Source organism: Treponema socranskii subsp. socranskii VPI DR56BR1116 = ATCC 35536 (assembly GCF_000468115.1).
Classification (GTDB): Bacteria; Spirochaetota; Spirochaetia; order Treponematales; family Treponemataceae; genus Treponema_D; species Treponema_D socranskii.
Map to the genome: position 1 here is coordinate 1 of NZ_AVQI01000077.1, position 21,622 is coordinate 21,622.

19 protein-coding genes are annotated in these 21,622 nt (G+C 47.8%); 11 read left to right on the plus strand and 8 right to left on the minus strand.

Annotated features, from left to right (window positions below; all coding sequences use genetic code 11):
* Positions 1-29 precede the first annotated feature (29 nt).
* The 5 genes from HMPREF0860_RS10325 to HMPREF0860_RS10345 form a co-directional block, all read right to left on the minus strand.
* On the minus strand, positions 30-830 hold the full coding sequence (locus tag HMPREF0860_RS10325) for a hypothetical protein (protein ID WP_021495751.1): 801 nt from the start codon (positions 828-830) through the stop codon (positions 30-32).
* A gap of 7 nt (positions 831-837) precedes the next feature.
* Positions 838-1,188: a hypothetical protein gene (locus tag HMPREF0860_RS10330; protein ID WP_021330338.1), complete on the minus strand. Its 351-nt coding sequence runs from the start codon at positions 1,186-1,188 to the stop codon at positions 838-840.
* An 18-nt stretch (positions 1,189-1,206) separates the two neighbouring features.
* On the minus strand, positions 1,207-3,462 hold the full coding sequence (locus HMPREF0860_RS10335) for a fibronectin type III domain-containing protein (protein ID WP_021330269.1): 2,256 nt from the start codon (positions 3,460-3,462) through the stop codon (positions 1,207-1,209).
* Positions 3,463-3,466: 4 nt separating this feature from the next.
* Complete coding sequence (locus HMPREF0860_RS10340) at positions 3,467-7,357, minus strand: fibronectin type III domain-containing protein (protein ID WP_156002079.1); 3,891 nt, start codon at positions 7,355-7,357, stop codon at positions 3,467-3,469.
* Positions 7,358-7,457: 100 nt separating this feature from the next.
* Positions 7,458-7,931 carry a COG2426 family protein gene (locus HMPREF0860_RS10345; protein ID WP_021330356.1) on the minus strand — a complete coding sequence of 158 codons (474 nt, stop codon included), beginning with the start codon at positions 7,929-7,931 and terminating at the stop codon, positions 7,458-7,460.
* 121 nt (positions 7,932-8,052) lie between these two features.
* Between HMPREF0860_RS10345 and HMPREF0860_RS10350 the strand changes: the two genes are divergently transcribed.
* The 3 genes from HMPREF0860_RS10350 (at position 8,053) to HMPREF0860_RS10360 (ending at position 9,679) form a co-directional block, all read left to right on the plus strand.
* The gene (locus HMPREF0860_RS10350) at positions 8,053-8,772 is read left to right on the plus strand and encodes an AzlC family ABC transporter permease (protein ID WP_231364329.1); all 720 of its coding nucleotides are present in this window, start codon (positions 8,053-8,055) and stop codon (positions 8,770-8,772) included.
* Positions 8,769-9,101 carry a branched-chain amino acid transporter permease gene (locus tag HMPREF0860_RS10355; protein ID WP_021330297.1) on the plus strand — a complete coding sequence of 111 codons (333 nt, stop codon included), beginning with the start codon at positions 8,769-8,771 and terminating at the stop codon, positions 9,099-9,101. Before HMPREF0860_RS10350 ends, HMPREF0860_RS10355 begins: the two co-directional genes overlap by 4 nt.
* Positions 9,102-9,166: 65 nt before the next feature.
* Positions 9,167-9,679, plus strand: coding sequence for a flavin reductase (locus HMPREF0860_RS10360; RefSeq protein ID WP_021330316.1), 513 nt, complete (start codon positions 9,167-9,169; stop codon positions 9,677-9,679).
* A gap of 37 nt (positions 9,680-9,716) precedes the next feature.
* Here the strand turns inward: HMPREF0860_RS10360 and HMPREF0860_RS10365 are convergent, their stop codons facing one another.
* Both HMPREF0860_RS10365 and HMPREF0860_RS10370 read right to left on the minus strand, forming a co-directional pair.
* On the minus strand, positions 9,717-10,142 hold the full coding sequence (locus tag HMPREF0860_RS10365) for an Rrf2 family transcriptional regulator (RefSeq protein WP_021330294.1): 426 nt from the start codon (positions 10,140-10,142) through the stop codon (positions 9,717-9,719).
* 212 nt (positions 10,143-10,354) lie between these two features.
* Positions 10,355-11,170, minus strand: coding sequence for a hypothetical protein (locus tag HMPREF0860_RS10370; RefSeq protein ID WP_021330329.1), 816 nt, complete (start codon positions 11,168-11,170; stop codon positions 10,355-10,357).
* Between the two features lie 341 nt (positions 11,171-11,511).
* On the opposite strand from HMPREF0860_RS10370, the gene ilvC reads away from it, so the two are divergent.
* From ilvC to HMPREF0860_RS10385, 3 genes are all read left to right on the plus strand, one after another.
* Entirely contained in the window at positions 11,512-12,501 is a 990-nt protein-coding gene (gene ilvC / locus HMPREF0860_RS10375; protein ID WP_038080996.1) for a ketol-acid reductoisomerase, read from the plus strand.
* A 35-nt stretch (positions 12,502-12,536) separates the two neighbouring features.
* Complete coding sequence (locus HMPREF0860_RS10380) at positions 12,537-13,871, plus strand: GntP family permease (protein ID WP_021330291.1); 1,335 nt, start codon at positions 12,537-12,539, stop codon at positions 13,869-13,871.
* A 77-nt stretch (positions 13,872-13,948) separates the two neighbouring features.
* On the plus strand, positions 13,949-14,728 hold the full coding sequence (locus HMPREF0860_RS10385) for an SDR family NAD(P)-dependent oxidoreductase (protein WP_021495749.1): 780 nt from the start codon (positions 13,949-13,951) through the stop codon (positions 14,726-14,728).
* A 99-nt stretch (positions 14,729-14,827) separates the two neighbouring features.
* Here HMPREF0860_RS10385 and HMPREF0860_RS10390 read toward each other — a convergent pair whose 3' ends face one another.
* Positions 14,828-15,583, minus strand: a complete 756-nt coding sequence (locus tag HMPREF0860_RS10390) for a FadR/GntR family transcriptional regulator (protein WP_021330324.1) — start codon at positions 15,581-15,583, stop codon at positions 14,828-14,830.
* Between the two features lie 316 nt (positions 15,584-15,899).
* On the opposite strand from HMPREF0860_RS10390, the gene HMPREF0860_RS10395 reads away from it, so the two are divergent.
* From HMPREF0860_RS10395 to HMPREF0860_RS10420, 5 genes are all read left to right on the plus strand, one after another.
* Positions 15,900-17,093, plus strand: a complete 1,194-nt coding sequence (locus tag HMPREF0860_RS10395; RefSeq protein WP_021330313.1) for an ABC transporter ATP-binding protein — start codon at positions 15,900-15,902, stop codon at positions 17,091-17,093.
* Positions 17,090-18,037, plus strand: a complete 948-nt coding sequence (locus HMPREF0860_RS10400; RefSeq protein ID WP_021330330.1) for an ABC transporter permease — start codon at positions 17,090-17,092, stop codon at positions 18,035-18,037. Before HMPREF0860_RS10395 ends, HMPREF0860_RS10400 begins: the two co-directional genes overlap by 4 nt.
* On the plus strand, positions 18,034-18,906 hold the full coding sequence (locus HMPREF0860_RS10405; protein ID WP_021330348.1) for an ABC transporter permease: 873 nt from the start codon (positions 18,034-18,036) through the stop codon (positions 18,904-18,906). The genes HMPREF0860_RS10400 and HMPREF0860_RS10405 overlap by 4 nt, the downstream gene beginning before the upstream one ends.
* Before the next feature lie 110 nt (positions 18,907-19,016).
* On the plus strand, positions 19,017-20,081 hold the full coding sequence (locus tag HMPREF0860_RS10410) for an extracellular solute-binding protein (RefSeq protein ID WP_021330331.1): 1,065 nt from the start codon (positions 19,017-19,019) through the stop codon (positions 20,079-20,081).
* 205 nt (positions 20,082-20,286) lie between these two features.
* Positions 20,287-21,603 carry an OmpA family protein gene (locus HMPREF0860_RS10420; protein ID WP_021495750.1) on the plus strand — a complete coding sequence of 439 codons (1,317 nt, stop codon included), beginning with the start codon at positions 20,287-20,289 and terminating at the stop codon, positions 21,601-21,603.
* Positions 21,604-21,622: the final 19 nt, after the last annotated feature.

Genomic DNA, 21,622 nt, shown 5'->3' on the forward strand with positions numbered 1-21,622 from the left:
GCCGCACTTCGTGCGGCGGGCCGCGTCTTTCAGGATTCCGCTTCCGTATGTTCCGATTCCGGTATGACGGAACCGTCGTTTTCCGCCTGCGGATCCTGTGTTTTTTTCATGTTTGCCGCTTTTTTATCGAGTTTGCGGATATACGTATACCGATTTTGTTTTCGCTTGCTGTATCTGCAGCCGAGCTCAAGCTGATATTGCCAAACAAAATCATAGGGTGCAATCGCACGGTTTGAACCGATATTGCCGTAATCGACGGCGAATATCCCGTTATTGATGACAGTCCATCGTTTTAAGACCGGCAATTCCAAGCCGAGAAGGACGGCGCCTCCGAGCTGTATATGATGATATTCATCCGACAGCTCATATAAAAAATGCGGTCCGAAAGAAAAATTGATATAGACGTATTTCCACATATCCGTTTGAAAAAACGGTCCGTAGTATACATCGAATGCATATAAAATCGGCTGAGTCGCTTTTTGATCCATGCCGTTGAAAGTATGCTTGAACGGGTAATACACGGCTATACGGAGCAGACTGTCAACGGGTTTTATATTTTCGGTTTGCGCTTCACAATACAATCCGACAAGATAATTTTGCCATACGAAATTGCTTCTGTTGTACTTGTCCTGCTTTATGAGGCGCGTTATCTGTGATACCGTTACGCCTTCGTTAAAAACGATAAACGGCTTTTCTTTGATCGCAGGAAATTTCGTTTTCGGGTTAAGCTCGACGGAATCGTCCTGTCCCACATCCTCTTGATCTGCGGAGAAAAGCGGAGACAACGATAACAGCGGAATGATCATCAACAGTAATATATATTTTTTCATAGGTATCCTATTTTGAAATATGAAAGAGCGTCAATGCCTGCGTTTCATTATTGTTGTCTACCCAGTTGAGATACAACATTGCGCCGCGAATATCCCATTCGGTATCAATTGTTCCGCCGGAATTTTTTGTCAAAATAAGCACATTATCGAAAACCGTCCACGATCCCTCATACAAGGTTTTTTGTCCCGTTTCGTCGATGATCGATGCGGAATACGATCCGTCGTTTACAAAGGTTATTCTGTTTCCTTTGTTATCTGCCCATGTCCCATACAGCGGAGAAGGCGTATAGCACGACAGTATGACAAACTGGATGCAGCAGATAATCGAAAAAAATAATAATTTTTTGCACCGTTTCATTTTTACGCCCCTTATGATTTATTCAAGACCGATCGCATAGCTTACGTTGCCTGCAGGAAATCCTTCAGGCGTTACAACATAATGGCCGCCGCCGGCATTACCGCCTTTTATTTCGATATTATCGTATACGATCGTTCCGGGATACATACCCGTACAGGTGACCGTTCCGTCCATGCTTCCGTTGGCACTTATGTTTGCGCTTGTGTTCGTATTTCCGGTAAGTGTAAAATAAATGCCGAGTTGTACACTGCCGCTTATGTAATAGTCGCAGTAGTCGTTGTAGTACATCGTTATGCGCGCACCGAGTCCGCTCATTTTCGCCTCGTATTGCACTTTGCCGCCGATATCGCCCTGTACCGTTTCGCTTCCCAGCGCGCTTGTTCCCGGTTTGTGCATCAAGGTAAGTTTTTGATGCGAACGTTTTATCGTTTTGTTGTATTCCCTAAAATATTGATCGTAGGTGAGCGCACCGTATCCGCACACCGCATCGGTAAAATTTATTCCTTGCAGCAAACTGTTGAGCGAGAGCACTTTATAATAGTAATAGGTTCCCGTCTTTGCCGTATCGTTTTTATCGATATAGGACAATTCGGTTACCGGCGTTTCGGTGATCCGCCTGAAGCCGTTTGTCTTTTGTGTCGAACGATATATATAATAACCGCCGTCGGCTCCTTCATCGGGCGTATCCCACGTGATCCGTACGGGGTATACTCCTGAAGAGTTAGCGCTGCCGGCATCGCTAAAGCCCTCTATGGCTTTATGCCGTGTCGCCGTTACGTTCTTTGCTTCGTAAGGGGCGGGAGCCGCTACCGTGCTCGCTGCGCTTTGCTGGGTTCCGTTCACCGTTGCAACCGTAAAAAATTTATGGCTGCCGGGATCCGCTTCGACTTCGTAATAGCCGTTTATCGCCGCCGGCATAGATACCGGTATTTCCGTGCTGACGGTATCGGGCGTCGTGCCGCCGAACAAGCGATACGTATAGGTATTGTAATCGTGGTAGATATTCGAATTGGTAAGACATTCGGGCGAGCCGAGCGCTGCCGGAAATTTAAACAGCACTTTTGCCGGGCTTGATCCGCGCACTTTCGACACTTCGAACGATGCCGGCGGACTGAGCAGATACGCTTCTGCGGGATGCGCATCCGTCGGCGACGACGCCGAAAACGGCCCTTTTGTAACAGTCGTCGTTCCGTCGCTGTTGACAACCGTTTTGACAGCCTGGACTTGATAATAATAGTACACGTTCGGCTTCAACGACTGGGTATCGGTATAGGATGTCTGTGTTACGGTGTTGCTGCACAGCAAGTACGCGCTGTCGACAGAGCTCGTACGATATACCGCGTATGTGATATCGGTGCCGCTTGAGGGATCCCATGTAACGGTGATGTGATCTACGGCAGTGCCCCGTCCGTCCGTAACGCGTACGTTTTGTACTTTCGGAGGTGCGCCTGCTATGAGCGTAAAACCGAGCGCCGGTGCGCTCGCGACGCTTATATTTCCCGCAGCGTTTTGTGCGTACACGGTATAATAATATTCTTTTCCCTGTTGGGAGGACGGAATAGTATCTTTGTATTGGTTTTGATTTGCCGCAACCCTGCCGAGATACAAACTGTTCGTTCCGTCTCGGTTTTCGCTCCGGTAGATCCGGTAATATGAAACGCTGTCGCTTTTTTCCCATGTAAACATGATGTAATTTTCCGAATCGCCGAGACTCGCACGAGGAGAGCGGGGCGGCGCAAACAGTGTGCCCGCTGTAGATTCGGTAAATACGCTCGGATCGTATTTTTTGTATGCGTTTTCCGCGCTTACACGGTAAAAGAAGCCGTATGTATATTCTTTATCCGAATATTTTGCACTTTCGGAATTGAGGATGATATCGGTATAGGATGTTCCCGTAATATAACTCGATGTTATCGGGTTTGTACCGGACGCTTTGATGATTTCAAATTCGCTTTCGTCGGGACGGGTAAAAGTACCGTCGTCGTTTGCCTGTGCAACTGCCCGTTCAAGCCGGTACGACGCCGCTCCCGTTACCGCGCTCCATGTTATGTGAATTTTTACCGCATCCGCATTTTTGCCGTGCGAAACGAAAATCTGTGCCGGTTTATCGAGCTGCGTAATCGGTTTGGCATTCGACAAAAGATCCGTCAGCGTTGCGCTCCTGCCTTTTTGCGTCATGTCTATTTTGCCTTGAAAAAATTGATGGCATGACGTAAAGCCGAACGCAAGGGCGGACAAAACCATACATAATCGAATAGGTGTCGTGTGTTTCATAGTATCATTTCCATTTATTTTCCGTTGCAGACCAATCATAGTTTTCCGGAGACGTGAGACTGCCGTAGCTGAATATCGACGAAACGAATTCTCTGAAATTTTTACCGTTTTCTTCCGAACGGTATTTAACGGTATAGCTTCCGCCTCCGTTCTCCATAGACGTAATCGTCGCCGAACCCGTGTATATGCTCTGCGATGCGAGCGTCAGCGTACAGGGATCGGGATCTCCGCCTCCTCCAAGATCACCCCAGTTTTTATTATCGTAGTGACCGTATTTTTTCGGCATTTTGGGACCGGTAGTGCTGGCATAACAGCGCAGCGTTCCCGATATCGTTTGAAAAAACGGCCCCTTATTTTTATTAAAATAAAAGATCCTTCTCGTCCCCCACGTGCCTTCTTTGCTGTATTCGAGAAACTCCGTCGTTTTTTTATTTTCCATGTCGCGGTACATCGCCGTAGCGAGCGACAGCGCCGAAACGAGGGCGAATTCTTTCGGCGTGATTTCACGGTATGCGAACGGGTCTCCGTCCGAATACGATGCGGTGATGTGCGTTCCGTCCGAAAGAGTCCGCGTTATTTCCATCTTTGCATAATGCTTATAGTCACGCAGCACTTGCAGCAATCCGGAATGCGTGTCGTTTGTCAGTACGGGGATGATGCTCAAACTTTCGTTTGACGGCGTGATCGTCACCGCGTACTCCGATTTATTGTTTAGGGTAACGCTTCCGTCCTGCGAAACCGTTGCGATTTTATTCCAGTTCGCATTATAGTCGCTGTTTTTGATGTACAGCTCATACGTTTTTCCCGGATCGGGTCCGACCGCGCGTTCGTCGTAATTCCACAGCGTCCACCCGATCCGTTCTCCGAATCCCGCTGCGATGCCGTTTTTTATGTTATCCGCGGTACACGTGATCGCAAATGCATAGCCCTTGTTGAGCGGTTCCGACGGACTTTTCGGATCGGAGACGGAAAGCGATGTGAGGTATGTCGCGTGCGGCGCTTCGTCGCTGTAAACGACGGCATAGCCGTACGGAACGGTACGTTCGTTTCCCGTCGGAGCGACGACAAAGTTGCCGTGCGCATCGACAAGTTCCGTCGTTTTTTCCCATTGCGCCCCGCTTTCCGTCATGCGTTTTCGCCACAGTTTCGGTTCCTGCGTCGTTATTCCGTACGGCTTTTGCCATACAATCGTAACGGAATCGGGGCTTTCGGATTTTGTCGCGGTGACTGCAAAGCCGCAGCCGAGCGTGGAACCGGCAGCAAAAATCTTATCGACGTTTTGATAGACGACATCGCGTATCGTTACCTGTGTACGCTTTCCGTTTTCCGAAACGGCTGAAACGTCGTAGGCATCGTCTGCGCTTTTTGCGGGGAATACGGTATAGCGATACGGGTATCCCCACGCGAGTTTATCCTGATTGTCTTGCCAAACGGTCATACCCGTTGCCGGAGATGCCGTATAGGTGTCGGTTAGCGTGATTGTATTGCCGGCTATGACGGCGCTTGTACCGGAGATGATTTCTTTATTCGCTTGTATTTCATTTGTACTGCCGGTCGGAGTTGCCGGTACGAAATATACGTCGCTTGAAAGAATCTTGTCATTTAAAATATCGCATCGGTCGCGCAGTACGAAATAGCCTGCCGCACCTTGCACCGTATTCCATGTTGCCGTGATTCGATCGGCGGATTGTGCAAGGGTTGCCGTGACATTCGTTTCGGCAGGCCCGAGCGTACGCACTTGTATCGGAGCCGACGCTGCTGCGGCTTTACTGTTTGAAGCCGATACCGTACAGGTAAAAGGTTTTCCCGAAATCTGTGCGTCGTCATATCCTGCAGGTTTACCGATCGTGTAGATGATTTGACCGGTTTCGCCTATCGTATATGAAGTGTGTTCGGACGCCGTATATGAAGACCCCGTCGTATTTTTTTCGAGCGTGCCCGTTACCGTTATACTGCCGCAGGTCAACGTGACGGTATAGATATCCGCTTTTTGTACCGGTTTCCATGAAATCGTGATCGCGCTGTATGCCGGAGAATCGGCATCGAACGTTACGAAGGGAACGCCGAGCGTATACGCAGTTACGGGATCGGATAGAATGGTAATCGTGCCCGTCTTGTATTTTGCACACAGCACATAGATATATGCTTTTCCGTTTTCAAGCGTGGTATCGATGTAGCTGCCCGTTGTACCGAGTGCCGCGTTATCGGTTTCTTTGAGCGTGCCTTCGATTTTGTATCCGTTTTCGTCGGCGGTATAGCGCTTAAGCGTATAGTCCGTTTCGCTGTCGTAATTCCACGAAATTACCGCTTTGTCCCCGTATCCGTCATCGACTGTGATAGACGCTTTCGGTAAATCGATTTCCGATGTAACAAGTGCGCTTCTTTGCGCCGGAGCGGAGTCGAGCGCATTGTGTACCGCGGTTTCAAGTTCGGCGGCGCCGTGAGGAAAAGTTTTTGAAACGATATACATCGTATACGTATAGTACCCGCAGTTTGTGCTTGCCGCATCTTGGGTGTCATAAGTAAGCACGGCGGCGTTTACGCCTGCGAGGGATTCGTACAGCATATATTTTGAGCCGCTGTAATTATCGGCAATATCGTTGTGATCTTCTTTGACGATAAATACGTAATCGCTTTCTTTACCGTGCGACGTCCAAGCCGCTTTAAATCGCACCGATGTTTTGATGTTCTTTGTCGGATGCAATTCGTTATCGGGAACGGACGTAATATTCGATAATTCGAACAGCGGAACGGCAGCTTCCCAACCTACCGCAGATGAAGATGATGAAGATGACGTCGTATTTTTTTTATAGATATACGATTGGATTTTATATTCGTATTTTATGCCGCGCACAAGATCCGATGTATCGATATACGTGACGGTAGCACCTTCCGTATATGCCGCATTATATGCTTCAAGGGAAGTCGGTTCCGTGCTTGTCCATTTATTCGGCTCCGATGGCGAATAATACATTTTTTCTTCCAGCGGCATCCATGAATATTCCGTGCCGGTATCACCGGCTGCGATACGCCGGACGATTTTAAAATAAAGCGGATATTTACTGTAGATTGCCTGTTGGCCGCCCGTACCCATATCCGTCGTCTGTTTGACATTCGCTTTTTCAGGAAGCGTAAACGACAGCGAAATCATATTTGTAAGAACGCCGCCCGTCGCATGCATATTATCCGGTGCGCTCGGTTTTAACGAAGCAGCCGTTTCCGCATCGACCGTATCGCTTGTTTCAACGGCTTCTTGTGCGGTTTTTAAAAACGCTTCGACCGTGTATTTGTATTTTGTATTTTGCTTTAGATTTGTAAACGTATACGACGTCGGTGCGGATATTCCGTTTGCTCCGCCGGCAATCGTTTCCGTCCGTATGACATCGGAATTGCCTCGGCACGTAATCGTATATTGCAGCGCATCGCAATAGGCATCGGTATTTTCCATATACCAAGAGATCGTTACGCTGTCAGTATTTTCGGTTTGCTGTATGTCGTTGATGACGGGTTGTGCGAGCGTTGTTCCGGAAACAGTTAAGCTCGGTTTCGATTCCGTGCCTGCGTAGGATACGGCCGTTACTTTAAAATACCGCGTCACGCCGGGCATAGCGTCATAAGTATACAAACGTGTGGATGTTTCTCCGACTTTCGGAAAAGTACCGAAAGGTGTCGGAGAGGCATACACATAGTAACGCACGGCTTTATGTACTTCCGTCCAGCTCAGTGTGATGGTGCGTTTTTCACCTTGTGAGGCGAAAAGGTTTTGCGGAGATGCGATAGTATTGTTTGTTCCTCCGCTCTGTGAACCGCCCAATGCCTGCATCGTCGGTGCGGTGACGAGTTCCGTACATGATAAAAAAATACCGGTTGAAGCCGCGAGCAGCAGAACTTTCAAATAGGAATTACATTGCATTCTCATATAAATTCTCTTCTAATTATATAATATATAATACCGATTTTCATTATACTTTCCAACCGTTTGTATTGATACGCGTTTACCGGATAACGCCGAACACGCCCAAGCTCACGAGCGCCATGATGACGCCCGCCATGATGACGCCTGCGGTAACGGCGAGCACGGTTTCTTTAAAATCCATATCGAGGATGCTTGCGGCGAGCGTTCCCGTCCATGCGCCCGTTCCCGGAAGCGGTATGCCGACGAAGAGCATGAGCGCGACAAAAAGTCCCCGTCCCGCTTTTGCCTGCAGTTTTTTGCCCGCTTTTTTCCCTTTAATAAGAAAAAACGTACAGATGCTTCCGCTGATTTTTTTGTCCGCGCCCCATTCGAGAAATTTTCTCGCAAAAAGGTAGATGATCGGCACGGGAAGCATATTACCCGCGATGCAGACGGCGTACGACTGCAAAAGCGGCAAGGGCGGCGTAAACGCCTGCGATACGGGAATTGCGCCGCGCAGTTCGATAAGCGGTACCATTGCAATAAAAAAAATCCACAGATAGTGAGAAAGCATGAGTATAAGTATAGCGTATTTTGCCGATCGATAGAAGCGACTCGTATAAATGCTCGACTTAGTTTTTATAAAACGATATACTGCAAAATACATATCGAAATCGGAGACAATACGGCAGGATATGATGGAGCGCAGATATTTCGCCGAAGCGGCAAAAATCACTATTCCGGTTTTGTTCGGTTATACGGCGATCGGGATCCCCTTCGGTTTGATGATCGTAAATGCGGGCTATCCGGTGTGGATTGCGCCGGTTATGAGCATAACGATGTACGCGGGTGCGGGACAATACGTCGCCGTCGGCTTGTTTGCGTCGGGCGCGCCGCTCGGTGCGATCGCGTTCACGGAACTCCTCGTCAATATCCGCCACATCGTGTACGGTCTTTCGCTTATCACGCGTTTTAAAAACGTCGGTGCATGGAAACCGTATCTGATCTTTGCGCTGACCGACGAAACCTATTCGCTCCTTACGAACTGTACCGTACCGGAAGGCGCAAACGCAGGCGCGTTTTACGGCACGATCGCCCTGCTCGACCACCTGTATTGGATTTTTGGCGGCGTCATCGGAGCCGTTGCGGGGCAATTCATTCCGTTTTCGCTCGCGGGCGTGGACTTTGCACTCACCGCTCTCTTTATGGTGCTGCTCATCGAACAGCTTGCCAAATCGCGCGACGCCACGCCTCCGGTCATCGGAGCCCTTGCCGCGTTCGCCGCCGTCGTCCTTTCCCGTTGCGGTCTTTTTCCGTCGGGGCATATACTCATCGCTGCAATCGCCTTTGCGCTCGCCGCCCTCGTCGCAGTACGCGGTAAAAAATTCAAAACCGAAATGGAGACTCCCCTATGACGCCGCTTACTCTCGCCGCCGCGCTCATCGCGACCGGCATATCCGCGCTCATCGTCTTTGCGACGCGCGCCTTTCCGTTTATACTGTTTTCGTACCGCGATCCGCCGCGCATCATCACCTTTATCGAAAAATATATCCCGCCGATGATCATAGCGATCCTCGTCGTATACTGCTTTAAAGACATCGAGTTTACGTCCCGCCCGTGGGGACTTCCGTCCGTCATTGCGCTCGGAGCGACGGCGATTTTACACGTATGGAAACGGAACGCGATGGTGAGTATTTTCGGCGGCACACTGCTGTATATGGCGCTGTCTCGGCTGCCGTATTGACGAGGATTGACGAGAGCCGTATTGACGCCGGAGATGTGATGATTTAAAATAATTATAATATGGACATGGCACTCTTTCGCGAAATATCGACAGACGATCTTTCGTTTAATCCCTTTTCGAAAGTTTTAAAACAATGGATGCTTATCTCCGCCGGAACCGAAAAAGACTGCAATACGATGACGGCGAGCTGGGGTATGTTCGGCGGCTTGTGGCGAAAAAACGTCGTGCAGATTTTTATCCGGCCGCAGCGCTTTACAAAAACTTTTATCGATTCGTACGATTCGGTAACGCTCTCTTTTTTGCCGGAACGATATCGGGAAGCGCTGAAAATCTGCGGTACGATTTCGGGCCGCGATACGGATAAGTGGAAAGAGGCGGGCATCAGTCCCTATCCGATAAACGGCACCGTCGCCGTAGCGGAAGCCGAACTCGTCATCGTCGGGAAAAAATTATATTCGCAGTTTTTCGACCCGAAACTTTTTGTCGATAAAACCGTCGACGCGGACTGCTATCCCGACAAAGATTACCACGAAGCGTACATATACGAAGTGTGCCGCGTTTTTGAAAAAGCGCGGTAGCGGCATATCGTTTGTGTCTTGTCTATAAAAACAACGTTTACTTCGGCAATTGTACGAATAAGCTCGCAAGCGTTGTTTTACCGAGTTCCGCCTCCATCGCGCCGAACGCGCTTTCCAATACCGGATCGAGGATGCGGTGAATGTTTTTCCCTATCGGACATTTTTTATTCGGCTGCGGATGAAAAGCGAATACGTTTTGCGCTTCCCCGCTTTCGTTGATCGCTCGGTATACATCAAGCAGCGTGATCGCATTCGCATCTTTTGTAAGACGCGAGCCGCCGACGCCCGCAGCCGTTTCGACAAGTCCCGCCTTTTGCAGCTGCAATAAAATCTTTCGTATAATAACGGGATGCACGCCCGTACTCGATGCGATAAAATCCGAAGTAACGCGGCATTCGTTTTGAAAATACCGGATGCACAGCAGCGTGTGTATCGCCGCCGTAAAGCGAACACTGATTTTCATAGGCTGAATGTCTCCGGCGCCCCATACTGCAAATCCAAACGATTGAGACAAGCGGCGGCTTCTATAGTAAGCGTTTGATCTTTCATACTTCACACAGTATACCGAAAAACGCCGCAGGCAAAAAGCGCCCGCGGCGAACGGTAACACCGTGCATTAAGAAAGCTGCCCGAAAACCGGAGTATTCGGACAGATCCTATCTTCGTCGATCAAATTTATTTTGCGTAAAACATACCTGCAGTCATATCGAGGTAGTTGGGTCCGCCGTATGCGCCGTATTTTTCTTGAACCGCTTTTTTAAACGCCGACGCATCCCTATTTTTCAGCGCGATATTTTTAAGGTCGCGAAGGTATGCGATCTTTTGCTTTGCGTCCGAAAGATCTTCGATCGTGTAGTGCGACGTGAGAATAAAGCCGACACCGCGATTGATATAGTCTTCAAGCTGGGCGATAATCGCATCGGCGTGAGCACTGCCGGCGACAATCGAGTGTACGTCGTGACCGAGCATGTGCGTATACACCGCATTGATTTCCGGCAGTTCGATATCGAAGGCATCTTGCGTACGAACGATTTTCAATTCGACGTCCGCGATTTTAAGCGTATCGCCCTCGATAAAGTTCGTCGTCTTATACAGCGATTTGTCGAAGGCTTTGCCGAATGTCGCGGCAAAGTTGTTCACCAATGCTGCACCTCCGCCGGTATGGCCGTACGCGTCCGCATTTTTTGTTGAATAAACAGGCTTTTCCGGCATAAAGCTTCCGCCTGCGGCATGGTAGGCGATGACGGTGCCGACATAGTCCGCGCCGATATCCCCAATATACTTTGTCAGCTCGGCGATGTTGTCGAAAAAGCACGGAGATTCGATCATAAAAACCTTGCCGTTTTTTTCGATCAAAAAGCATTCGTCGCTCATCGGGTCATTCGTCTTAAACGCATACAGCTTGATCGCGCCGAAATCGTACACATCCATCGTCCCTTTTGAAAGCTGAGCCGTCTTGCAGTCGCGTTTTCCCATTTTCATAGTTTCCATCTTTTTCTCCTTCGGACTGTCCGCCGTCCGTCGCGCTTGCTGTTTCCGCGTACAGTGCGAAAACGAGTCAACCAACACTGCAGTGATGTTCTTTTGTTATTACATTAAATAATATACGATAGTCTTATTGTAATGTCAATAGAACTTTAAATTTTTTTATTGAAAAAATGAAATCGCTAAGGGGAAAATGCTTTCGGAAATATACGGAATTTTTGTTAAAAACTGAAAAATTTCAATTGACAACCCGATAAATTGTGTTATACTAAATATATCTGATAGCAGATATCAGATGACATATGTCAACAAAGATGGATCGAAAAACTATCGAAGGAGGTTTTGTCATGGCAACAAATATATACTATGACAAGGATGCGGATTTGAAGCTGGTAGCCGATAAAACAATCGCGATAATCGGTTACGGAAATCAGGGACGCGCACAGGCACTGAATATGAGGGATTCGGGATGCAAGCACATCATCGTCGGAAGCAGGGAAGATAGTTCATATGAACAGGCAAAAAGCGACGGCTTTGAAGTATTTTCAATCGCCGAAGCATGTAAAAAAGCAGATATCATTTTTATTTTATTGCCGGATGAATTTGCCCCAGAGATTTTCAAAGAGCAAATTGCTCCCGGACTGAAAAAAGGCGATATCATTAATTTTGCATCCGCATACAATATAACGTTTCATAAAATTACTCCTCCCGAATTCGTCGATATCGTTATGGCAGCGCCGAGAATGATCGGCGACGGCGTACGGCAACTGTATTTACGCGGACAAGGATCACCGGCATTCGTCGGTGTCGCTCAAGACGCGTCGGGCAAAGCGCTTGAATACGGCAAAGCACTTTGCAAAGCGATCGGTGCAACAAAAAAAGGTGCAATCGAAGTTAAATTTATCGATGAAACGATGCTCGACTTGATGACCGAACAAGGTATTTGGCCGATTATCTATCACGTATTCGTAGAAGCATTTAAACTGCATGTCGCCGAAGGACATCCCGAAGAAGCTGTTTTGATGGAAGCGTATATGTCAAGAGAGCCTATGTATATGATGGAAAAGGCAGCGGAGATGGGAATGTTTAAGCAGCTCCCCTTTCATTCACATACGAGTCAATACGGACAACTTACGAATTACGAAAAATTTGATCCGACGCAAATCCGTAAATTTCTCAAAGAAAAATACGACAACATCAAGAACGGCAATTTTGCTGAAGAATGGGAAAAGGAACAAAGAGAAAAGGAATTGGCAACATTAAAATCACTGAGCGATAAAGCACTCAATTGTGAATTAACAAAGGCGGAAGAAAGAACACTTAAAAAATTAAAGTGATTACCGCGATGTGCAATCGCACATTTGGAGGTTGTATGTCAGAAATTACCAAAATCATTCTGGTACTCGTTATTGCAATCACAGTAATATTGATTTCGATCGTAAAGCTAAAACTGAATCCGACGATCGCTTTGATTTTCGGATGTCTCGTAATGGGACTTGGCTGCGGTATGGGATTGATGGAAACCGTCGAATCGATCGGCAAAGGATTTGGAAATTTGATGGGTGCCATCGGTCTCCCTATCGGACTCGGATGCATTTTAGGAAAACTTCTTGAAGAGAGCGGCGGAGCACGTATCATCGCGGAAACGCTCATAAAAAAGACCGGACAAAAATATGCGCTATTTGCACTGGGCTTCGCAGCATTTTTGCTTTCGATTCCCGTATTCTTTGATATCACATTTATCATTTTAATACCGCTCGCAATCGAAATGAGCAAAACGCTTAAAAAACCGTTGTCCTATGCGGTCGGAGCCGTCACAATCTGCGCGGCGGGCGCACATACGCTTATACCGCCGACGCCGAATCCTCTTGCAGCAGCATCCATACTCCATTTTGATTTAGGTATTATGCTTATCGCCGGTGCCGCGGTTTGTCTCGGTGCCTGTCTTTTCGGGCTGATTATCTACTTTAAAATGCTCGATCGAGGATTTTGGAATAAAGAAAAAGACGAAACGGGTATTATCACCCTTGAAAAGGGCGAACCGATTCCTCCGAACGCTCCATCCTTTGCAGCTGCACTTGTTCCGCTGGTACTTCCTGTCATCTGTATTATCTTAAATACCGTAAGCGGTGTGTTCGGCGTCAAATCGGTGTTCATTTCCTTTTTGAGCAACCGGGTGGTCGCCATGCTTTTGGGAACATTGGCGGCATATATTATCGCACATAAAGCATTAAAAAATCGGCTCGGTGATATTGTCGACAGTGCAGTCGCTTCATCCGGCATCGTATTGCTCATCACCGGTGCCGGCGGTTCATTCGGACAAGTGATCAGTCAGACAGGATTCGCAAAACTTGTCGCACAACAATTTACGACAGTCGGCGCATCTCCCGTCATAATCGTGCTGTTCGCATTCGGCATAGCCGTTTTATTCAGAGTAGCGCTCGGTTCCGGTACGGTAGCATCCATCACTACGATGAATATCATGGCCGGATTTACCGGACTTACAGCGCTGCATCCCGTATTCATTGCACTTGCCTGTCTCGCCGGGGGTATCAGTATCGGACATGTGAACGACAGCGGCTTTTGGGTTGTAACGAATATGTCGGGATATACCGTAAAAGGCGGTCTTAAATCGTATACTATCGCCGGTGTATTCCTCGCCGTCTTTACGATGATTGTAGTTCTCGTTGCCGCGATTATCGCATAGCATTTTTTCAAATACAGCCTTGCATGCGTACATAAAACCATGTGAGGCTGTTTAATAATTTATTTTTATAATAAGAAATGAACATACTGCATTTTTTTTCATTAGAAGGTAAGACGGCACTTGTTGTCGGAGGAAGCGGATGTATCGGGAAGGGTATAGCAGAGGGACTCATCGACGCCGGTGCACGCGTTATCGTTGCCAGCAGAAATTATGCAATGTGTAAAAAAATCGTCAACGATATCGCTCAAAAGACAGGCGCACCTATATTTGCCGCAACACTTGATATAACGCATGTAAAAAAAATACAGCAAGCAATCGATACTATTATCAAACAAACAGGGCAAATTCACATTTTAGTAAATTGCGCCGGCATCAATATACGTAAACCTGCTTTGGAATATACGGCGGAAGATTGGGATATGGTACAGAACACGCAATTAAAAGGCGTTTTTTTTACTTGTCAGAGAATCGCAAAGCATATGATAGAAAATAAGACCCACGGAAAAATTATTAACATTGCCTCAATAAATGCAAAAACTATTGCCCGACCGCATATTGTTTCCTATGTAGCAGCAAAAGCTGCAGTTGTGCAATTGACAAAAGCACTCGCAGTCGAATGGTCGCAATACGGTATCAGGATTAACGCAATCGCACCGGGTTGGTTTGAAACAGAACTCACAAGTGTCTTATTCAAAGATTCAAAAATAAAGGAAGAGATACTTCGTCACATACCGATGAACCGTCTAGGTAATGCCGAAGCTGATATTGCAGGCATGGTAATCTATTATGCATCCGATGCATCCCCGTATACAACAGGACAAACAATATATATTGACGGCGGTTATACGATTATCTAAAATATAACCTATAACAGAGGCCGTTGTCTTAATAAATTATCGATAAGTTTCTTCTCCCAAATCGTTTTTAAGATATAATGCATCTTTTCAAAGCATAATTTATTTTTCGAGAGAATAGATGTACCATTTATCAAGCGATTTTTCAATCGCATCTTTTATCGCCTGTTTATCGCGTGCAATCAACGCACCTAAGATCTTTTCATGATCCGCGATAACGGTTTCAGGATATTTTGTGTTTGATGTTATAAGCGTATTGTGAAATAATTCCATTATTGTTTTACCAATGTATGCGATAAAAGAATTATGCGTACTTTCATACATTATCATATGAAATCGTTTATCGAACTCAATCGTCGGTATTTTTTGTGCGAACGCATTTTTTGTAGCGTCTAAATTATTTTTTAACAATTCTATATCACTATCCACTGCATTGTCTATTGCAAGCATACTGCCGGATATTTCAAACATAATTCTAAATTCAAGAAGCTTCTGTCGACTCTCGGTGCTGTTAATAAGCAATAGTTGGAATACAAGCGGATTCAATACGGAAGAATCGATGGAGTCCACGATCTGACTGCCATATCCTTTTCTAATCTTAACGACTCCGAGCGCTTCAAGCATCTTGACCGCTTCTCTTACACTTGACTTTCCGACTCCGATCTTTTCGGACAATTCATTCTCCGATGGAAGAAAATCACCGGGATTTAAAGTTTTATTAATTATTCCTTCTTTGATTTTATCTACAACAAGTTTTGACAAATTCGCTTTTTGTATAGGAGCGAGCCAGCTATGGTCGGCGTTTCTTTCATCGATTTTCTTTTGCCCCTGTTTTTCAATTTTCTCTTTCGTCGTCATTGTAACAAAAAATATAGCTGATGAGACGGCAAGGGTCAATAACCGGTGTTAGAAAATTATAAAATAAATATAGAGTCACAGGGAACTTCGCGCTAACGCGCTCGTTGCAAGTCCCGCACTGTGCGAAATCGCTCTGGTAAGTCGGGAGTCGAAAAACGCTTGACGCGTTTTTCTCTCATAGGAGACGCTCGCGATTTCTCCGCACTGCTCGGATTTACTCGCTCTTGCATACCCCATTCCCTTTGTATATAATGTGCCTACATTTGAGCCGTTTTGAGCGCGGCTCTGTCATCCCATTATACCGAGGTTGCTTGAAGTGAAAGGGAGCCGGGTTACCATCGAGCATGTCTCGAAGAGATTCGATAACGATTTTATCGCTCTCGACGACATCAGCATTACAATCGAGCCGGGAGAATTCTTTTCCCTCCTCGGTCCTTCAGGCTGCGGCAAGACGACGCTGCTGCGCATCATAGCGGGCTTCGAATATCCCGACGAAGGCGCGGTACTGTTCGATGAAACGAACGTCGCCCCTCTTCCGCCGGATAAGCGCCATTCGAATACGGTTTTTCAAACCTACGCACTTTTTCCGCATCTTTCAATATACGAAAACGTCGCGTTTCCGCTGCGCTTAAAAAAAGTGCCGAAAGAAACGATCGATGAAAAAGTGAAGCATTACATCCACCTCGTACAGCTCGATCAACACATCTATAAAAAACCGAATCAGCTGTCGGGCGGACAAAAGCAGCGGGTCGCGATCGCACGTGCGCTGATAAACGAGCCGAAAGTGCTTTTGCTCGACGAACCGCTTTCCGCTCTCGACGCAAAGCTCCGCGCAAATCTTCTCATAGATCTCGACAATCTGCACGATAAAATCGGCATAACGTTTATCTACGTGACGCACGATCAAAGCGAAGCGCTTTCCGTATCCGATCACATCGCCGTTATGAATGCGGGGCACGTGCTGCAAGTCGGAACACCCTTCGAAATTTACGAAAGCCCTGCGACGCAATTCGTCGCGCAGTTTATCGGCGAAACGAACCTCTTCGAAGCGCAGGTCGTCGATTGCGTGCCGCATCAAACGCCGGGAAAAGATCCCGACTACATGGTTACCTGTTCCGTTCCCGCGCTCGGTCATCAAGCGCCGCTTGCGAGCGACACCGAAGCGACGGCGAGCCTCGACCGCTATATGCAGGTAACCGACTACGGTCCGACGCAAAAGGGACAAAAGGTCGCTTTTACGATCCGCCCGGAAAAAATCCGCATCACGAAAGAACCGCCGGAAACGCACGGCCGCACCGACATCAACGTGTTCAAAGGCATCGTCGAAGAACCGGTGTATTCGGGATTTCAATCGAAGTTTTACGTGCGGCTCGAAAACGGCGCGCTCGTCAAAGTTTTCAAACAGCATACGATTTATTTCGATGACGGACCGGCCATCCAATGGAAAGACGACGTCTATATTTCGTGGGCGGCGGAAGACGGCTATATCGTCGAGGACATACAAAAATGAAAACGACGGATACGAAACCTCCCGCGGCAAAAGACGATACGATCAATCAGGGTACGGCATACGCATGGCCGATGGGCGTTTGGCTTTTTATATTTTTTATCGCGCCGTTGGTCATTATCTTTATCTACAGTTTTTTGAAAAAGGGATTGTACGGCGGCGTCGAAGGGCGGTTTTCGCTCAACGCATACCGTCAGATGTTCAACCCGAATTACGGCATACTCGTGCTGCGGACGCTCAAGATCACGATCGTTTCGACTGCGCTCACCGTACTCGTTTCGATCCCGTGCGGCTACGCGATGGCGAGAAGCCGCCGGCAAACGCTTTTGCTTTTTTTAATAATCATTCCGTTTTGGACGAATTCGCTCATCCGCGTTTTCGCGTGGATGTCGATCCTCAACAACGACGGCATCTTAAATCAAATTCTCATATCGCTCGGCATCACAAAAGATTACATACAATTTTTGTACAATCAAAACGCGGTCATCCTCGTTTCCGTGTACATGTATTTGCCGTTCGCCATATTGCCGATTTTTACCGCAGTCGACCGCTTCGATTTTTCGCTGCTCGAAGCCGCGCGCGATTTGGGTGCGAACAAAGTGCAGGCAATGATAAAAGTGCTCATTCCCGGAATCAGAAGCGGCATCGTAACGGCCGTCATCTTTACGTTTATCCCGATTTTCGGCGCCTATGCCGTGCCTCTTTTAGTCGGCGGCAAAGATTCGTATATGCTCGGAAACGTCATCGTCGATCAAGTGCAAAAGACGCGCAACTGGCCGCTGTCCGCCGCTTTTTCCATGATCATAACGCTTATCAGCGTCGCAGGTATTTTATGGATCAGCCGCGCAAACAAACGCGACGCCAAACTCAAATCCTCGAATGTAAAAGATGAGGTCTATTCGGTAAACGGAAACGCTCACGGTTTTACGGGAGGGATGACAAAATGACGAATATATTTTTCCTGTTATTTCCTGCGGTAAAAAAACGGCGGCAGTCCGAACCCGCGCGGCACGCGAAAAAATCGTGGAAAAAGCGCGCCGCAATATTTTCATTTGCAAATGTAATGCTCGCGCTTACCCTCGTTTTTTTGTTTTTGCCGCTCGTCGTTATCATCACGTATTCGTTCAACGACAGCAAGGGCGCCGACTTTACGCGCCTTTCGCTCAGATGGTACAAAGCGCTCATTTTCGATTCCCGATCATTGTGGGAGGCGCTTTTAAACAGCCTCATCGTCGCTTTTACGTCGGCCGCCGTTTCGACATTGCTCGGCTCGCTCGCAGCGATCGGCTGCAGCTGGTATAAGTTTCGCGGACGGAAATTTGTCGAGGGCGTTACGTATCTGCCGATGATTTTACCCGAAGTCATCGTCGGTATCTCCACGCTCATCTTTTTCAGCCGCGTGCACATACCGCTCGGACTCTTTACGATATTTGCGGCGCATACGACATTTTGTCTGCCCTTCGTCTATCTCATGGTAAAGGCACGGCTCGACGAATTCGATTTTTCGATCATCGAAGCGGCGCACGATTTGGGCGCGACGGAATTGCAGACGCTCGTCAAAGTCGTCGTTCCTTCTCTTTTGCCGGGCATCATGTCGGGCTTTCTCATCGCGATCACGATGTCGCTCGAAGACTTCGTAATCACCTTTTTCGTGTCGGGACCGGGTTCGACGACGCTGCCGCTGTACGTCTATTCGATGATACGCTTCGGCGTCTCTCCCGTCATCAATTCGCTTTCGTGCGTGATGATCCTTGCAACCTGCCTTATCGCCTTTGCGCTTCGAAAGGGACTCAAAACGGTAGCGGCTTCTCATTAAATATTTTCTTTGCTGCAGCCGGCATTTCGTATCATAATGACAAACGGTACGGTGCATGATGCAAAGACGGCGCACCTTTCGCGGCGCTATTTTATTATTTTGAGGAAACTATGAAAAAAATCATCGACGGCATTTTGATTGCAGCGCTTGTATGCTGCGTTCTCGGTTTTGCATCCTGCTCGAAAGAAAGCGGCGGACACAAACGATCGAACGTACTCTATCTTTTTACATGGACGTACTACGTGCCCGAAGCCGCACTCCGCCGATTCGAAAGCGAATACGACTGCCGGGTAAAAGTCGATACCTACGACTCAAACGAAGTGATGTATGCAAAGTTCATGGCCGGTGCGTCCGGTTACGATATCGCCTTTCCGTCGCAGGACTACGCGTCGATCATGCTCAAACAGGGTATGCTGAAAGAGATCGATTTGAATCGATTTGAAAATAAAAAATACATCAATCCGCTCGTTCTCGAAAAAGCCGTATACGACCCGACGATGAAGTTCTGCGTTCCGTACTATATGGGAGCGGCGGGCATCGCCGTAAACAAATTGTACTTTTCAAATTACGAGCGAAGTTGGAATATCTTTTCCGACGCGCGCATACGGGGTCATGCGTCCATGATGGACGATATGCGCGAAGTTATCGGAGATGCGCTCGCGTATCGGGGATATTCGGTCAATTCGACGGGCGATGCCGAACTCAACAGCGCCGCGAATTTAATAATAAACGATTGGAAACCGAATCTTGTTAAATTCGATGCGGAAGGATTCGGCAAATCTTTTGCGGCAGGAGATTTTTGGGTGTGCCAAGGGTACGCCGAAGTCGTATACGGCGAAGTCCCTGAAGATAAACAAGCCGACACGATCGACTTTTTTATACCGAAAGAAGGCGGCCCCATGTATATCGATTCGATGGTCATCTTAAAAGGCGCAAAGCATTACGACCTCGCGATGCAGTTTATCGATTTTATCCATCGGCCGGAAATCTACGCGCAATTCCTCGACCGGTTCCGTTTTCCTCCCTCGGTCAACACGGAAGCTGCGAAATATATGACGACGACGCCGATGTATACGACCGAAGAGACGGCACACTGCGAGCTGAAACTCGATATCGGCGAAAACCTTGAAAAGTACGACGAGCTGTGGCAGAAAATTCGCTTTTCGGCGAAATGATTCAGATTGAACGGCGGCTGCTCGGAAATTTTAAAAGCGCATCGATAGCTGCGGAATCTTTCACCCGTGCTGCGGTGCGCTTCCGTGGGGCATTTCAATCAGCCGTTTTTTTCGACGACGCAGTCTCTAAAAATATGTCCTCTTTCCGCCGATAATGATAGCAACGTATCCCACCGGATGCGCAAAAGTTTTTATCGGAGTTGCCATGTCCTTTTTTTCGATCGATAAAAAAATCCGCTGCTTTGTCTTGTGCGCCTTTATGTCCGGCGCGCTCTTGTTTCCGCAGGCGGCGGGAAGCAAAACTTCTGAAAACGAAACGCTTATCACGCAGAGCGTCCCGTCTGCAACTTTATCGTTTAAATATAAAAAAGGCGATTCGTACCGCACGCTTTCAAAAGTCCACGAAGACGTTTTCGTCAACGGCAAAGAAAATCATCACGCGGAAATCGTAACGCGCATTTCCGCAAAGATCGTCGACGTACACAACGACGGAAGCGGCGTGTGCGAAGCGACGTTTATGTCTTCCGAAGATTCGACGAGCAGCGCAAACGGCGCGCATTTTTCGTGGGGCGATGAATACAAAAGCGTATTTACGCGAAGCGCGCGCGGCATATACTCGATGGACGATGTGTATTTTATGCCGGTCGTCCGCGATTGCCCGATCTTTCCCGAAACGCCCGTCAAGCCGGGCGACACGTGGAGCGCCGAAGGGCATGAAGCGCACGATCTTCACCGTACTTTCGCTCTGCAAAAGCCGTTTAAAGTACCGTTTACGGCTTCATACCGTTATAAGGGAATTGTTAAAAATTCCGACGGCAGGATTTTCAACGTTATCGACGTCCGGTACAATCTGTATTTCGAAAGTCCGAAAATCAATGTACGGCAGGGAGATATTTCCGCTCGGACTGCGGAACTGCTCAATCGCCCGAAAATCACGATGGGTCATTCGCATCAAACGCTCTACTGGGACAACGAGCGCGGCGAAATCGATCACTATCATGAAAATTTTAAAATCGTCATCGAAACCTATTACGGCGACACGTTCACGTTTCAAGGGACAGCGGAAGCTGAAGTGACCGAATTCGAGCGCGTCAACGACGACAGCACGATGCAGAAAATTCAAGACAGCGTCGCGGAACTCGGACTCGAAGACGTGTCGGTAAAAAAAGGCGAAAAAGGATTGACGATCAGTCTCGAAAAAATTCAATTTCTTCCCGATTCGGCCGTTCTCCGCGAAAGTGAAAAACGCAAACTCGAAAAGATCGCCGATATCTTAAAAGCGTATAAAAACGATTTGCTCGTTACGGGGCACACGGCGCTGCGCGGAAGCGAAAAAGCGCGGCAAATACTTTCCGAAGAGCGCGCCCAATCCGTCGCCGATTATTTGATCGTCCTCGGGGTACGCGATTCGTATCACGTATTTACGCAGGGAAAAGGAGCGGCGGAACCGATTGCAACAAATCAAACCGAAGAAGGCAGGTCGCGAAATCGCCGCGTCGAAATCACCATCATGGACGAATAGCGTGCCGCCCGTTCGCAAA